This window comes from Nocardia sp. NPDC005745 (assembly GCF_040630775.1).
Lineage (GTDB): Bacteria > Actinomycetota > Actinomycetes > Mycobacteriales > Mycobacteriaceae > Nocardia.
In genome coordinates this window covers 1-13,097 of sequence record NZ_JBEXYF010000040.1, presented here as the reverse complement: position 1 = coordinate 13,097, position 13,097 = coordinate 1, and the positions used below count along the sequence as shown (strand labels likewise).

Sequence of the window (13,097 nt, the reverse complement as noted above, 5' to 3'; positions counted from 1 at the left end):
GGTGGTGCGGGCGAGCATCGACGGCTCGGCCGCTCCCCGTCCGGACAAGTGAGGACTTCGATGACCGATTCCCGATTCCGCAGGAAGATGAGCAGGCGTGGGGCGCTGGGCGGCGCTCTCGCGGGGACGCTCGGCGCCGCCGCGATGGCGGCGGTCGCGGGGGCGACTCCGCTTCGCACTCGGCAACCCGCGCCTTCGGGCACCTACCGGATCGACCTGCACGCGCATTTCCTGCCGCCGGACTACCGGGCGGCGTTGCTCGAGCACGGTCACGTCACCATCGGCGGGTACCCGACGCCGGATTGGTCGCCGGAGCAGGCTCTGGCGTTCATGGACTACTACGGCATCCAGGCGCAGGCGCTGTCGGTCTCCGACCCCGGCGTGTCGTTCCTGCGCGGCAAGGAAGCCGCCGACATGGCCCGCTACTGCAACACCTACGCCGCCGGGCTTTTCCGGGACCACCCCGAGCGATTCGGCGCCTTCGCGGTGCTGCCGATGCCCGATATCCCCGCTTCCATCGCCGAAGCCGTGTACGCGCTGGACGAACTGCGTCTCGACGGTGTGGTCCTGCTGTCCGCCTACGACGGCGTCTATCTCGGCGATCCCCGTTTCGAGCCGTTGCTGATCGCGCTGAACCAGCGCAACGCCTACGTCTTCGTGCACCCGGCCGCCATCGCCGCCGACGCCAAACCGAAACTGCCGCTGCCGGACTTCCTCGAAGAATTCACCTTCGACACCACCCGCGCGGCCACGTTGATGATGGCCACCGGGATGACGCAGCGCTACCCGAACATCCGTTTCCAACTGGCGCACGCGGGCGGGACGCTTCCCTTCCTGTCCCATCGCATCAGCGTCGCCTCGCAGACGGTGATCGGCGAGCTCTGGCCCGAGGACCTGCCCAGGCCGTCGCTACTCGACACGCAACGCCAGATCGGGAACTTCTACTACGACACCGCGCTGAGCGGGTCGGCCGCGGCGATGGCGAGTGTGCTGGCGGTCAGCAAGCGCGACCATGTCGTCTTCGGTTCCGACTGGCCCTTCAGCGCGCTCACCCTCCCGCAGTCCGGCACGCACGATCCGGCTCCTGGCCTCAGCGACATCTTCGACGCCGACCAGCGGATGGAGGTCGAACGGATCAACCCGTTGCGGCAGTTGCCCCGGCTGGCCGCAGCGGTCGACGGGTGAGCGGCAGCCGCGCTTCGTGTGGGCCGGCGGTTCCCGGCGAAACTCCGAATTGGTCCCCGGATGTCCGCGCGCACGGGCGAAGATAACCAAGAGTTCGCCGAGTAGTCCCTGTCACCACTGCGAGAGGAGCCGGTCCAATGGCAGCGAAACCCACGCGGGTCCGTACCTGGACCCGCCCCATCGTCGTCATCACGCTGCTCATGGCGTTGCTGTCGGTGATGTACCTCGGTCTGTACTTCGAAGCCAGCGGTCCGGCGGGCCTGGAACGCGGCGTCTGGATGGCGTTGCTCGGCCTGGTCATCGGCCTGTGCTTCGGTGCGGCGGTAACGATCTTCTACGACCGGAATGGGCTGTCGCGCGCGGCGGACCGCGGTCGCGGCACCGAGACGTAGTCCGGCAGTGCGCGCGCTGTTGTTCTCGCTGTGGGCCTCGGTGTGCTTCGTCGTGCTGTCGCTGGTGTGGGGAATCGCGGCGGGATCGCAGATGATCGTCTTCGACGGTCTCTATTCGCTGGTCAGCGTCGGCCTTTCAGGTCTGGCCGTCATGGCGCACCGGACCGCCGCGAAGGGCGCCGATGCGATCTACCCGTGGGGCCGGGAGACGTGGGAGCCGGTCGCGGTCGTCGTGAAGTCGGCCGCTCTCGGCGGACTGTGCCTGTACGGATCGGTCAACGCCGTGCGGGAGATCGTGCACGGCGGCCGCGCGGTGTCGGCGGGCTCCGCGCTGACCTACGCGGTGATCGCCTCGCTGGCGAGTGTCGCCGTCGCGTCGGTGCTGTTCCGCGCCGCCCGCTACGACACCGGTCTGGTGCGCGCGGAGGCCGCGGAATGGGCGGGTGACGCGGCGCTGAGCCTGGTCACGCTGGGCGGATTCGCGATCGCTGTCATCCTGAACGCGACCGGGCGCGACTACGCCGCGCGGTACGTGGATCCGAGCCTGGTGATCGTGGTGTCGGTGATCTATCTGTGGGTTCCGGTCAGGTTGTTCCGGGAGGCGTTCCGGGAGATCCTGACGATGGCCGCCGGGGAGACGGTCGCGTCGGCTATCGAGGAGATGTGCGAAGAGCTTCGCGCCGCGTACGGATTCGACGAATTCTTCGTGCGTGCGTCCAAGGTCGGCAGCAGGCTCGATGTGGAACTGGCCTTCGTCGTCGGTCCGAGCACGCCCCGCCGTGACGTCGACTCGTTCGACCAGGTGCGCGCGGAGATCCAACGGCGTCTCCACGCGCTGGGATTCCGCCATTCGACGTCGGTGCTGTTCACCGCACAGCGCCAGTGGGTGGACCGGGGCTCCTGACCATTCCGCCGCGCACTCGCTCAGTTCTCCGCCACGGCGGCCTCGGCCGTGGCGCGGGCCCGGGACAGCGCCTCGGGCACCGGAATCCGGCCCAGATACATTTCGGCGAGAATCGGGTCGACGGCGCGGAGCGCGGCCGGAAAACCCGGCCCGCCACCGGAGGAGATGCGCGGGCCGCGCAGCACGTCGAAGAAGGGTGAGACGTCTACTCCCTTCGCGGCCCAGTAGTCGCGATAACGCTGCTGTTCGGAGACAACCGCCGGGATGACGGCGCCGCCATCGGCCAGGTAGCGATTGCCCGCGCCGCTGCCGAGCCAGGCCAGCACCCGGCGCACCGCGTCCGGATGCCGGGTGGCCGCGTTACCGGCGACGCCGATCGCGTTGTTCGTGCTCACCCGCCCGGCGGGGCCCTCGGGCAGCAGCGCCACACCCCAGCTGAAGCGGGCCCGTTCCGCGACCTGCGCGAGATTGAACGTCCCGGATTGCAGCAGCGCCAGTTTGCCCTGCAGGAAGGCGTTCTTCGCGAAGTCGGGATTGGTGTTGGTGTCGGCGGGAGAGGGCGTGAGCCGGTCGGCGATCAACCGCACCAGATAGTCGAACGCCGCCACGCCCTGCGGGCTGTCGAAGACGAAGTGGTCGTCGTCGTCCTGCAATCGTGCTCCGGCCGAGCCCAGGTAGGGCAGCTCGATGGACTGGAAGTCGTGGCCCGCGTTGTACGCCCATGGGGCGGCGGTCGCGAGCCTGCGCAGTACCGGTCGTAAGGTGTCGTCGCCGCCCGGGCTCCACCGCAGCGCGTTCAGCTCCGCGGGATCCACGTGTGCGGCCGCGAGCAGATCCCGGTTGTAATACACCGCTGTACCGGCGTCGACGAATTGCGGTACCGCCCAGAGCTTTCCGTCACGTGAGTACTGTGCTACCGCCGAAGGATCCCAGACTGCCGCGGCCTCGGGACCGAGCGCCGCCCCGATGTCGATCAACCGCCCGGTATCGGCGTAGTCCTCGTAGGAGTTGGTCCAGAACAGATCGTCGGCGGTGCCCCCGGCCACGTCCAAGCGCAACTTCTGCTGATAGGACGACCACGGCACCACCGTGAGCCGTACCTCGACGTCCGGATTCGCCCGCTCGAACTCCGCGAGGGAGGCACGGTAGGCGGGAACGAGACTCTCATCCCAGACGCGCAGCCCCAGCACGGTACGCCCGGACCCGTCGCCGCCGCGGCCGAGCCACAGGACGGCCGTGACCAGCAGCGCGGCGGTCAGTGCGACAGCGAGTACGACGCGGGTCGACGTCCTCATTTCACCCCCGTCCACGCGATCGAGCGCAGCACCTGCCGCTGGAAGATCACGAACAGCACCACCAGCGGCGCGATGGCCAGCGTCGTGGCCGCCATCACCAGGGTCCACTGCGCGTTGTAGCGGGTCTGCAGGTTCGCCGTCGCCACGGTCAGCACCTGCCACGAACGGCCGCTGCTCGCGACCAGCGGCCACATGAAGTTGTTCCATTGCGAGACGATCGTGATGAGCGTCAAGGTCGCCAGCACCGGCCGGCTCATCGGCACCATCACGTGCACGATGATGTCGAGGGTGTTCGCGCCGTCGAGCCGCGCCGCACCGATCAACTCCTGCGGAATCGCGCGAAAGTACTGCCGCAGCAAGAAGATCGCGTACGGCGATCCGAACACGAACGGCAGCACGAGCGCCCAGAACGTATTCAGCAGGCCCAGTTCGGCGAACATCAGATACAGGGGGATGAGGGTCACCATCGGCGGCACCATCATGGTGCCCAGATACACCCAGAACAGCCCGTCGCGGCCCGGGAATTCGGTGCGGGCGAACGCGTATGCCGCCAGCACCGAGGTGACCAGCTGGCCGCCGGTGACGAACACCGTCATCAGCGCGGTCACCAGCACCGCACGCCCGAACCCGTAGTCCAGCACCGTCCGGAAGTTGTCCGCGGTGGCCGGATGCGGCAGGGCCAGTAGTGACCCGGTGGCGAACTGGTCGGGTGTCTTGACCGCGGTGAGGGCGCTGAGCAGCAGGGGCGTCACGGTCAGCAGCGCGCCGGCCGAGAGCACCGCGTAGGCCGCGGCCGAACGCAGGCGATCAGAATTCATAGGTGGTCCGATTTCGGAAGTAGCGGTGCTGCGCCACGGTGATCGCGAACATCACCGCGAACACCACCAGCGCCATGACGGCGGCGCGGCCCGGACGCGCCGCGTCGAAGGCCTCGGAGAAGATTCGCATCGCGAGCACATCCGTGCGATCGCCCGGGCCGCCCTTGGTCAACGCGTACACGGTGTCGAAGGTCTGGAACGCGGTCAGTACCCCGGTGACCAGCACGAAGAACATGGTGGGGCGCAGCAGCGGCAGGATCAGCCAGCGGATCCGGCGCCAGCCGGTCGCGCCGTCCAGCGCTCCCGCGTCGAGGATCTCGCTCGGGATCGCGCGGATCCCGGCCACGAAGAACAGCGCCACGTACCCGAAGTTCGCCCACACGCTCACCGCGGCCACCGACGGCAGCGCCAGCGCCGGATCCGACAGCCATTCGACACGCCTGCCGAGTACGGCGTTGACCGCACCCCCGGTGGGGGCGAACATCCACTGCCACACCACGCCGACCGCCACCGGCGCGCACATCCACGGCAGCGCGTACATGATTCGCAGGCTCGTCCCGCCGCGCCGCCGGGCCAGCAACGCCGCCACCGTGAAACCCAGCACGGTCTGCGCGGGCACCACGATGGCGGTCAACGCCAGCGTCACCAGTAGCGCATGGCCGAACGCGGCGTCGCCCAGCACCGAGCGCCAGTTGCGCAGCCCGACGAATTCCCTGGGCCCCAACAGGTTCCAGCTGTGCAGGCTGAGCCAGGCCACCACCAGGATCGGCAGCAGCAGGAACGCGCCGACGCCGATCAGGCTCGGCAGCAGGAGAACATAGCTCGTCACGCTACGACGAGCCGCACGCCGGTTCATGTGCTGCGACGTTACCGCCCCGGCCCGACCCCGCACGGCGGGCGGGGCTGCGGAATCAGTCGGTGGGGCCGCCCGCCACGTAGATCACCTGGCCGGATACGAAACCGGCGCCCTCGCTCACGAGGAACGAGGTGGTGTGCGCGATGTCCTCGGGAGTGCCCACCCGCTGCACGGGAATCTGCGATGCGGCAGCCTTCTGGAAGTCCTCGAACGAGACTCCGACACGCTCGGCGGTGGCGGCGGTCATGTCGGTGACGATGAATCCCGGAGCGATCGCGTTGGCCGTGACGCCGAATTTGCCCAGCTCGAACGCCAAGGTCTTGGTGAAGCCTTGCAGCCCTGCCTTCGCCGCCGAGTAGTTCGCCTGTCCGCGATTGCCGAGCGCGGAGGTGCTGGACATGTTGACGACGCGTCCCCACCTCTGCTCGACCATGTACTTCTGCACCGCGCGGGTGAGCAGGAAGGCTCCGCGCAGGTGCACGTTCAGCACGGCGTCCCAGTCCGCGACGCTCATCTTGAACAGCAGGTTGTCCCGCAGGATGCCGGCATTGTTCACCACGACCGTCGGCGCGCCCAGCTCGTTTTCCAGCTGCTGGACGGCGGCGGCGACCGACTCCTCGTTCGACACGTCGGCGCCGAGCGCGACGGCTCGCCCGCCCGCCTCGGTGATGGCGTCGACCGTGTCGGCGCAGGCTGCCGCGTCGAGGTCGAGCACGCCGACACGAAGCCCGTCCGCCGCCAAGCGCTTGGCGATCGCCGCACCGATCCCTCGTGCCGCGCCGGAAACCACTGCCACTCGTTCGCCCATGAGCGCGTCCCTTCGTCGGTCGGATGTCGGATCAGTCATACCGCTCCGGCCTGTCGCCGTGGCCGGGACCGGCCGCCGAGCGAGCCGCCGGAATCGGCCCGGGTGAATTACCACAACTCTCGAGCAGAAGGCTTGCTCCGCCCGCGGCCCGATGTTTCGATCGGCGGGTGACCGACCAGAACGAGCCTCCCCGAATCGTCAGCGCCAGCCGTGAGATCGACGCGGGTCCGGCGGCCATCTTCGAGCTCATCGCCGATCCCGCCGAGCAGCCGCGCTGGGACGGCAACGACAACCTGGCCGAGGCCGCGACGGGGCAGCGGGTGCGGGAAGCCGGGGTCGTGTTCAGCACAACCCTGACCAACGGAGCCGTCCGCGACAACCACGTGGTGGAGTTCGCCGAGGGCAGCCGCATCGCGTGGCGCCCGTCGGAGCCCGGCAAACAGCCGCCCGGCCACCTGTGGCGCTGGGAGCTGGAGCCGGTGGGCGAGGGTCGCACCCGAGTCACCCATACCTATGACTGGACGTCGCTCACCGACGAGAAGCGCCAGGTCCGCGCCCGCGCGACCACCGCGGACAAACTGTCGGCCTCCCTCGACCGCCTCGCCGAACTCGCCGAGCAGCAGGCGGTTTCGCCACCGCAGTGACCGCCGTCGGCCGGTGGCAGCTCGCCCCGCGGCCCGTTGTCGCGGGAACCCTCAACGGGGGGCTGCCGCGGGCCGGCAGCAGGCCGATGAGCCCGGCTTCTTGCCTTTGCGTGCTGATCATGTCGCGGGCGGTCTGCTCGACCACTGCGGCGCTCAACTGGCGATCCGCCGCCTGCACGATCTGGATGCCACCGTTGTGGTCGCGCTGCGTCAGGCGGAGGAACCGAGGCGCTCGGTGGGCAAGGACGGCCACAGTGGTCCGGTAATCTTGCCCGAATGACCTCGCCACGCCGTGTGAACAGGGGGCCGAAGGCGGCGGCCGGCAACCGGGCAGCCTTGATCCAGGCGGCACGAGAGGTTTTCGCGGACAGTGGCTTCGACGCGCCGTTCAGTTCCATCGCGCGGGCCGCCGGAGTCGGCCAGGGCGTGCTCTACCGGCACTTCCCGACGCGGGAGAGCATCGCGCTGGCGGTGTTCGAGGAGAACATCGACGGTATCGAGGCGCTGGCCGCCGATCCCGCGGTCACCGTCGACGACCTGCTGGCGATCATGGTCGAGCAGATCACCACCTCGGCGGCGTTCATCGCCATGATCCACCCCACCAACACCGACGACATGCGCCTGTTCGAGGTAGCGCGCCGGCTGATCACCCTCATCGCGGACAAGCTGGAGGATCCGGGTCAGCGCGGCACGATCAGTGCCGACATCACCACCGCGGATGTGGTCTTGGCGCTGGCGATGCTGGCTGCCGTGCTGTCGAAGACCGACGCGCAGTCGAAGAAGGAGACCGCCCGGCAGGCATGGGCGTTGCTGGATCGCGCGTTGCGCGGCTGAGAGCACGCCCGCTTTTCACGGCGCGCGCTGGATCGACGCCAGCTCGTCGGCGACGCGCTCGAATGACCGGATGACGTGCAGGAGCCCGTTGCCGAATTCGCGTTGCCCGAAATCTATTCCGCTTTCCGCCGACCAGCGGGTGAGCAACCGGTGTACCGTGGCGTCGGCGCCGCGGGTACGTAGTCTCACCGCGGTGGCGTGTGCGTGTCGCTGTGCCGAATCGGCCACGGCGACAACGCCTTCGGCGGTGTAGGCGGCGGAGTCACTGATGATGGCGACCAGTTCGACGAGTTCGTCGGCGAGCCCGATCAGATCGTGGATCTGCGCGATCTCCGCGGTGATCGCCATGTGGTCGATGCAGCAGCGCAGCAGTATGCCGAGCCGGTGCAGGTGCCCGGGAAGCGGATGGATCGGCGCACCGAGCGGCGTGAGGTCCGCCAGGCGGTGCCGGATGCTGAACGGATCAGCTGGGGGAGTGCAGAATTCGGCGAGAACGATGGCGGCCGCGCGCAGGTCGAAGGCTGTCGCGGTGAGCGAGTCGTCGGGATCGGCGCGACTGGTGAGCGTTCGCATACGTCTCCTGGTGCTCGTCGCCGAGACGCCGACTTGCCCATGCCGCCCCCTCGGTCGCAGATGGAATCGGTCGCATGACAAGGCTCTCGACATGTGTTTGCCAAAAGATTGCCAACAGCTGCTTCCGGACCGGCGAACGATCCGGATACGTTTGTCCGGTAGGTGACCAGTCTGACCTATGAGCGCGGTGTCGTCAAGCTGCCGACGCGGCGCGGTCTGAGCTTCCGCAGGGCTGGGGACCGGCTGTGGCTCAATTATTCGGGCGGCGAAAAGCGCTGGTATAACGCATTCCCGGGCAAAAGGGGCGAGCGGTGATCACTCGCGTTTCGTGCGGGTCGGGCAAAGTGTGCCCGTCCGGTCTCTGATGTCCCGCAGTCGTGAACGCGTGGAGATGTGGCGGCGCGTACGGACTGCGGTAGGTGAAAGAAGGGTCTTGACCAGGCAATTGCTGACTCGGTGATATAGGTCACAATTCAGCTCGGCAGAAGCGCCGCCATCGGATCGTGAACCGCCTTAGTGTGTGTGCGGCAGAACCTTCCGGCGAGGGGCTCGGCGATCCGCTTCTCACCCGCCGCTCCGCTCTCCGGATCCTTCGCTGGTTCGGCACGCGGCCGCCTCTCGGCCGCGCGGCTCGCTGATCCGCGATGGCCGGCGCGATGGTCGGTACCCATCGGAGTCGGTGTCCGCGGCCGGACCTGTCGATATCTTCATCGGTGACACCGGGATGGGAACCATGGCTGTACGATCCGTCGATTCCGTTGACCGAGGCGCTCCAGTATCGCCCTCCTTCACTCGCTGGCGAGACCGGACGCGCCGGTGCCCGCATCGGTACCGCTTGGCGGTGGTCGCGCCGAACATCGCGGACGTGGTGCGCTGGACCGGCGGGTGGCTTTTCGATCGCACCGTCGCGGGATGGGAGGTCACGGTGCTGGTGGCCGATCCGGGGGACATCCGCCCGCTGCGCATCCTCGGGGTGACGGCACTCGACCTCGAGCAGTTCTCGGCCGCGCCGGTGCGAGAGACGTGGCCGCAGTCGGTCGCCGTCGCCTCCGCAATGTATCTGTCCGACAGCCGGGTTCGCGATGGCGTGCTCGACTGTCTCGACCGAGGGCGCACCGAGGTGACGATGTGGGGCGAGGGACTTCCCGTCGAACTCGATCATCGGGTCGGTTCGGTGCAGCACCAGGTCAGCCTGGCCGGACGGGCCTTCAAAGCGTGCGCGATGCGGGCGGCGGGGCTCGCGACCGAAGTGGTCGGTCCGGTCGAGATATTCCGGACGGGAGGGGCATCGCGGATGTACCCGGGATACGGCGTCGACCTCGTGCCCGCCGGGTGATCGGGAGGCCGCGGCGGACCGGAACTCGCCGAAGCAGGGAAGGGCTTATTTCAAGTTAGCCTAACCTTATGAACGCGAGCACGGTGGTGCACGAGCCCGGCAAGCGGATCGTCCGCTCGCGCCAGCGATCCCGCAAACCGGTGCGGCGCGCACTGATCTCGATCCACCGCTGGTCGGCGTTGATCCTCGGCACGGTCCTCGTGGTCCAATCGACATCGGGGGCGATCCTGCTCTACCACGCCGAACTGTTCCGGGCCCAGCACGCCTCGTTCTATCGGCACACGGACGCGCCGCCGGTGATCGACACCGAGCAGGCCGCCGCGCTGGTGCGTGCGACAGATCCCGATTTCGCCGTCGGCTGGGTCGGCGTGGACGGCGGTGTGATCGCGATCGGAAACGCGCAGTACACCGCCGCCTACTCCGTCGATCCCGGTACCGGACGAATCAACGAGCGGGTCAACCTGACCGATGGTGTGCTGGGTTGGCTGGCCAATCTGCACAACTGCGCGTTCGGCTGCGCGCGCTACTCCGGAGCGATCCCGCTCATGGAGAACCAGGCTCCCCTCATCGACATCAAGTGGGGCGCGGTGATCCTGGGCTCGCTCGGCACACTGTTGGTAACGCTCGCGGTGTCCGGTGTGGTCATCTGGTGGCCGTCGCTCAGGCGGTTACGCAACGGGTTCCGGGTCCGCCTGCGGAAGGGGCGCTTCGCCCGGGACCGCGACCTGCACGACGTCATCGGCGTTCTCGCCGTCCCGTTCCTGCTGGTGTGGGGCATCACCGGGACCACCATCGAATGGCCGGCCGTCCAGCGGGCCTGGCTCGTCGCCACCGGCGGCAACACGACTCTGGAACGTACGGAGAGATCCTTCGAGCCGCGCTCGAGCGTGGCGGACCGGGCTCCGCTATCCATCGGCGAGGCCGGTGCGATCGCGCAGCGCGCCGCGCCGGGCCGACTCGCCTACCTGCTGCTGCCCACCGACGCCGCCCCGTACTACCGCGCCGCCGTGGCCGGCGCCTATTCGCCACGCGAGCATCGCCTCTTCTACAGCGGTGACGTCCTGGTCTATGTGAACGCCTACGACGGCGCCGACGTCAAGGTGGTCGACGCGAGCCACGACCGGCCGCTGGCGAACACCTTCTACGCCAAGGTCTTCGAGCCCGCCCACTTCGGCTGGCTGGTGAACGGCTGGTGGCGGCTGGTCTGGCTGGTCTTCGGCCTGACTCCGCTCGCGCTCGCGGTCACCGGGTTGTCGACCTGGCTGTTCCGCCGCGGAACCGAACGCCGTCGCAACGGCGCGAGGGCGTAGCCGCCCCACGGGTCACGACGGGAAGTGGATCACTTGCCGGGCGAAGACCGTGTCGGGATCTGCGAGGTGATTCGCCGCCGCGACCACCCCCACCCTGGTGTCCAAATCGGCGGGGCCGTACTCGTGGTGGCACATCGTCCGCAGCGTATCGCCTGCGACGGTGCGGCGCCGGTTCAGGCCGGGCACGATGAGAATGTGGCCGGGATCCGGTTCGCTCCCGGAGGGCAGGTGGTTCGCCAGTTCGATCAGCAGCGCGAGGTGGTCGTCGCCGTACCAGCGCTCGGCGAGTACCGCGAGAGTCTCGCCTTCCGTCACCGTGTGGTGGCCGACATCGGCCAGCTCCGGGATGTGCAGCCACGCACCTTGTTGTATCTCGCGTTGTGCCACACCGTTGACCACCTCCCAGATCAACTGGACATGGGTGTCCTCGCTGCCGTAGTAGCGCTGGGTGATCTGCTTGCGCGCCGCGGTGGAGTCGGAAGTGGTGACGAGGTGGCGCCGGGTGATGTACGGGAGCAGGAGCTGTTGTCCGACGTCGATCGAATTCGGATCGGCGAGATGGTTCTGGCGCGCGATCGCCGGGAACAGACTGCTGTCGCCGTACTCGCGGTGCGCGATCGCGGAGAGGGTGTCGCCAGGTCGAACTTCGTACTTTTTCATTACTTCCGCCTTTTCCGAGAATGCCGCCGGTGGGAGCCGCGACCCGGCGGGATTCGTCGTCGCCGTAGCTGGGCTTCGGCCGACTCCGGACGCCTACCGGTCACGAAGGGTTTCGCAGTACCGAATGCTCGTCGCGGATAGTCGCCTGATCGTGAGTAGGCGACTACTCGTTTTCATCGGCGCTGCTGTCGGGCGGGCTGGAGCGAGACGCTGAGCACCGTGATGCCCGGGAGGAAACCGATCGCGCCCGGTGGAGGCGAAGGGCGATCACGGGGTGTCAGTGTCGGGAAGCCAGCTGTTGCCGGGCCCCCGGCACGGACAGGCACCCTTCCGAGTCGTCGGGGTTCGGCATCGTCTCGGGACCCGGTGGATCTCGCACTGGCCGTCAGGACGATCTCGACCGCGAGCTGCTGCGCGGATACCTCGAAGACCGCCTCGCCGCACTGCGAGCACGACGTAACCAACTCGACCGGCGCCGGCCCGACCAGAACGCCGCCGCCGACCTCATCGTCGAACACGCCACGATGCGGATTCAGGCCGAAATCGATTGGCACGAAGAATTACTCGGCCACATCGACAAACTGGACGCACCCCGTCCGTGATCCGCTGGGCAGAGCGTTCGCGGCGCGTTCGGCTGACGGGTGCTCGAAGCGGCCGTAGGCAGTTCTTTTCGATCGTGTGAAGAAGGGCTGAGGCTGATTCGCCCACCGGAGTGCGGGTAGCGCGAAGACGTGGCGCAAAGAGCCATAGTCGGTTTCATCCGCTACCGAAAGGAGCATGTGATGGCAGACCAGAACAACCCCGGGCAGTTCGGAAACCGCTCCGATACCGAGGAGCAGGCGCGTCGCGGCGGCCAGGCCAGCACCGGCAGCTTCGGCGACCGCAACTCCGCCGATCCGAGTGCGGCCGGACGCAAGGGCGCCGAAGCGCAGCCCGGTGAGGCCAAGGTGCGCGGCGGTAAGCACAGCCACGCCGGTCACTGACGTCGACCAGAACACGGGCCGGGCGGAACAACCGCCCGGCCCTTTTCGTCTGTCCACACACGGCCGAACCGGGGAGCGTCGAGGAGGCTTTCCGTTCCTCGCTTATGTGACTTCTTATTAGCGGTCGCCGAGGATATGGTCTGAAGCGCTTCCGTTACCGGATCATCCGACCCAGGCACGCCGACTGATTACGAAGCCTGCGCAGCACAGCTGTGAATCTGCTGGTAGTGGCCGGTGATCTTGCCTGCTGGCGCGGATTGTTCGCTACCGCGCGAGGCTGTATCAGCAAGTCGTCGAAAGTGGGGACAGCGGACGTCACCGCTTGCTAAGTTAATCACTGTTCTTATCGTTGCGACGGCGGGAAACGGGCGTCGCCGACCCTCGTCGCATCGTCACGGTGACGCCCCGGCTCAATGAGGAGTGGTGTTGTGATGGATGGTTTCAGTAGGCGTGAGGCGTTGCGGGCTGGTGGGGTGTTGGGGGCGGTGGGTGCGTTGTC

At 67.9% G+C, this 13,097-nt stretch carries 16 protein-coding genes; 10 read left to right on the top strand and 6 right to left on the bottom strand.

Annotated elements, in window-relative coordinates:
• Positions 1-60 precede the first annotated feature (60 nt).
• The 3 genes from ABZ420_RS30675 (at position 61) to ABZ420_RS30665 (ending at position 2,481) form a co-directional block, all read left to right on the top strand.
• Positions 61-1,185 carry an amidohydrolase family protein gene (locus tag ABZ420_RS30675; RefSeq protein WP_357130015.1) on the top strand — a complete coding sequence of 375 codons (1,125 nt, stop codon included), beginning with the start codon at positions 61-63 and terminating at the stop codon, positions 1,183-1,185.
• Between the two features lie 137 nt (positions 1,186-1,322).
• The gene (locus ABZ420_RS30670) at positions 1,323-1,577 is read left to right on the top strand and encodes a hypothetical protein (protein WP_357130012.1); all 255 of its coding nucleotides are present in this window, start codon (positions 1,323-1,325) and stop codon (positions 1,575-1,577) included.
• A 7-nt stretch (positions 1,578-1,584) separates the two neighbouring features.
• Positions 1,585-2,481 (top strand): cation diffusion facilitator family transporter, encoded by an 897-nt coding sequence (locus tag ABZ420_RS30665; RefSeq protein WP_357130009.1) that lies wholly within the window; start codon positions 1,585-1,587, stop codon positions 2,479-2,481.
• A 20-nt stretch (positions 2,482-2,501) separates the two neighbouring features.
• On the opposite strand, the gene ABZ420_RS30660 is transcribed toward ABZ420_RS30665, so the two are convergent.
• The 4 genes from ABZ420_RS30660 to fabG are packed head-to-tail and all read right to left on the bottom strand — an operon-like array spanning position 2,502 to position 6,258.
• Positions 2,502-3,776, bottom strand: coding sequence for a sugar ABC transporter substrate-binding protein (locus tag ABZ420_RS30660; RefSeq protein ID WP_357130006.1), 1,275 nt, complete (start codon positions 3,774-3,776; stop codon positions 2,502-2,504).
• Positions 3,773-4,594, bottom strand: coding sequence for a carbohydrate ABC transporter permease (locus tag ABZ420_RS30655; RefSeq protein WP_357130003.1), 822 nt, complete (start codon positions 4,592-4,594; stop codon positions 3,773-3,775). The genes ABZ420_RS30660 and ABZ420_RS30655 overlap by 4 nt, the downstream gene beginning before the upstream one ends.
• Positions 4,584-5,450 carry a sugar ABC transporter permease gene (locus tag ABZ420_RS30650; RefSeq protein ID WP_357045558.1) on the bottom strand — a complete coding sequence of 289 codons (867 nt, stop codon included), beginning with the start codon at positions 5,448-5,450 and terminating at the stop codon, positions 4,584-4,586. Before ABZ420_RS30650 ends, ABZ420_RS30655 begins: the two co-directional genes overlap by 11 nt.
• 55 nt (positions 5,451-5,505) lie before the next feature.
• Complete coding sequence (gene fabG, locus ABZ420_RS30645; RefSeq protein ID WP_357130000.1) at positions 5,506-6,258, bottom strand: 3-oxoacyl-ACP reductase FabG; 753 nt, start codon at positions 6,256-6,258, stop codon at positions 5,506-5,508.
• A gap of 167 nt (positions 6,259-6,425) precedes the next feature.
• On the opposite strand from fabG, the gene ABZ420_RS30640 reads away from it, so the two are divergent.
• From ABZ420_RS30640 to ABZ420_RS30630, 3 genes are all read left to right on the top strand, one after another.
• Positions 6,426-6,902 carry an SRPBCC family protein gene (locus tag ABZ420_RS30640; protein WP_357129997.1) on the top strand — a complete coding sequence of 159 codons (477 nt, stop codon included), beginning with the start codon at positions 6,426-6,428 and terminating at the stop codon, positions 6,900-6,902.
• Between the two features lie 100 nt (positions 6,903-7,002).
• A complete protein-coding gene (locus tag ABZ420_RS30635) occupies positions 7,003-7,182 on the top strand; it encodes a hypothetical protein (RefSeq protein ID WP_357129994.1) in 180 nt (59 codons plus the stop codon).
• Positions 7,179-7,736, top strand: coding sequence for a helix-turn-helix domain-containing protein (locus ABZ420_RS30630; RefSeq protein WP_357129991.1), 558 nt, complete (start codon positions 7,179-7,181; stop codon positions 7,734-7,736). The genes ABZ420_RS30635 and ABZ420_RS30630 overlap by 4 nt, the downstream gene beginning before the upstream one ends.
• A 15-nt stretch (positions 7,737-7,751) precedes the next feature.
• On the opposite strand, the gene ABZ420_RS30625 is transcribed toward ABZ420_RS30630, so the two are convergent.
• Positions 7,752-8,309 (bottom strand): hypothetical protein, encoded by a 558-nt coding sequence (locus tag ABZ420_RS30625; protein ID WP_357129988.1) that lies wholly within the window; start codon positions 8,307-8,309, stop codon positions 7,752-7,754.
• A 162-nt stretch (positions 8,310-8,471) separates the two neighbouring features.
• Here ABZ420_RS30625 and ABZ420_RS30620 point away from each other — a divergent pair, with 162 nt between their 5' ends.
• The 3 genes from ABZ420_RS30620 (at position 8,472) to ABZ420_RS30610 (ending at position 10,955) form a co-directional block, all read left to right on the top strand.
• The gene (locus tag ABZ420_RS30620) at positions 8,472-8,624 is read left to right on the top strand and encodes a hypothetical protein (RefSeq protein ID WP_357129985.1); all 153 of its coding nucleotides are present in this window, start codon (positions 8,472-8,474) and stop codon (positions 8,622-8,624) included.
• A 526-nt stretch (positions 8,625-9,150) separates the two neighbouring features.
• The gene (locus ABZ420_RS30615) at positions 9,151-9,645 is read left to right on the top strand and encodes a hypothetical protein (RefSeq protein WP_357129982.1); all 495 of its coding nucleotides are present in this window, start codon (positions 9,151-9,153) and stop codon (positions 9,643-9,645) included.
• A 68-nt stretch (positions 9,646-9,713) separates the two neighbouring features.
• The gene (locus tag ABZ420_RS30610; protein ID WP_357129979.1) at positions 9,714-10,955 is read left to right on the top strand and encodes a PepSY-associated TM helix domain-containing protein; all 1,242 of its coding nucleotides are present in this window, start codon (positions 9,714-9,716) and stop codon (positions 10,953-10,955) included.
• Positions 10,956-10,967: 12 nt separating this feature from the next.
• Here the strand turns inward: ABZ420_RS30610 and ABZ420_RS30605 are convergent, their stop codons facing one another.
• Positions 10,968-11,615, bottom strand: coding sequence for a LysM peptidoglycan-binding domain-containing protein (locus ABZ420_RS30605; protein WP_357129976.1), 648 nt, complete (start codon positions 11,613-11,615; stop codon positions 10,968-10,970).
• Between the two features lie 782 nt (positions 11,616-12,397).
• On the opposite strand from ABZ420_RS30605, the gene ABZ420_RS30600 reads away from it, so the two are divergent.
• Positions 12,398-12,598 carry a hypothetical protein gene (locus tag ABZ420_RS30600; RefSeq protein WP_357129973.1) on the top strand — a complete coding sequence of 67 codons (201 nt, stop codon included), beginning with the start codon at positions 12,398-12,400 and terminating at the stop codon, positions 12,596-12,598.
• The last annotated feature ends 499 nt before the right edge of the window (positions 12,599-13,097 follow it).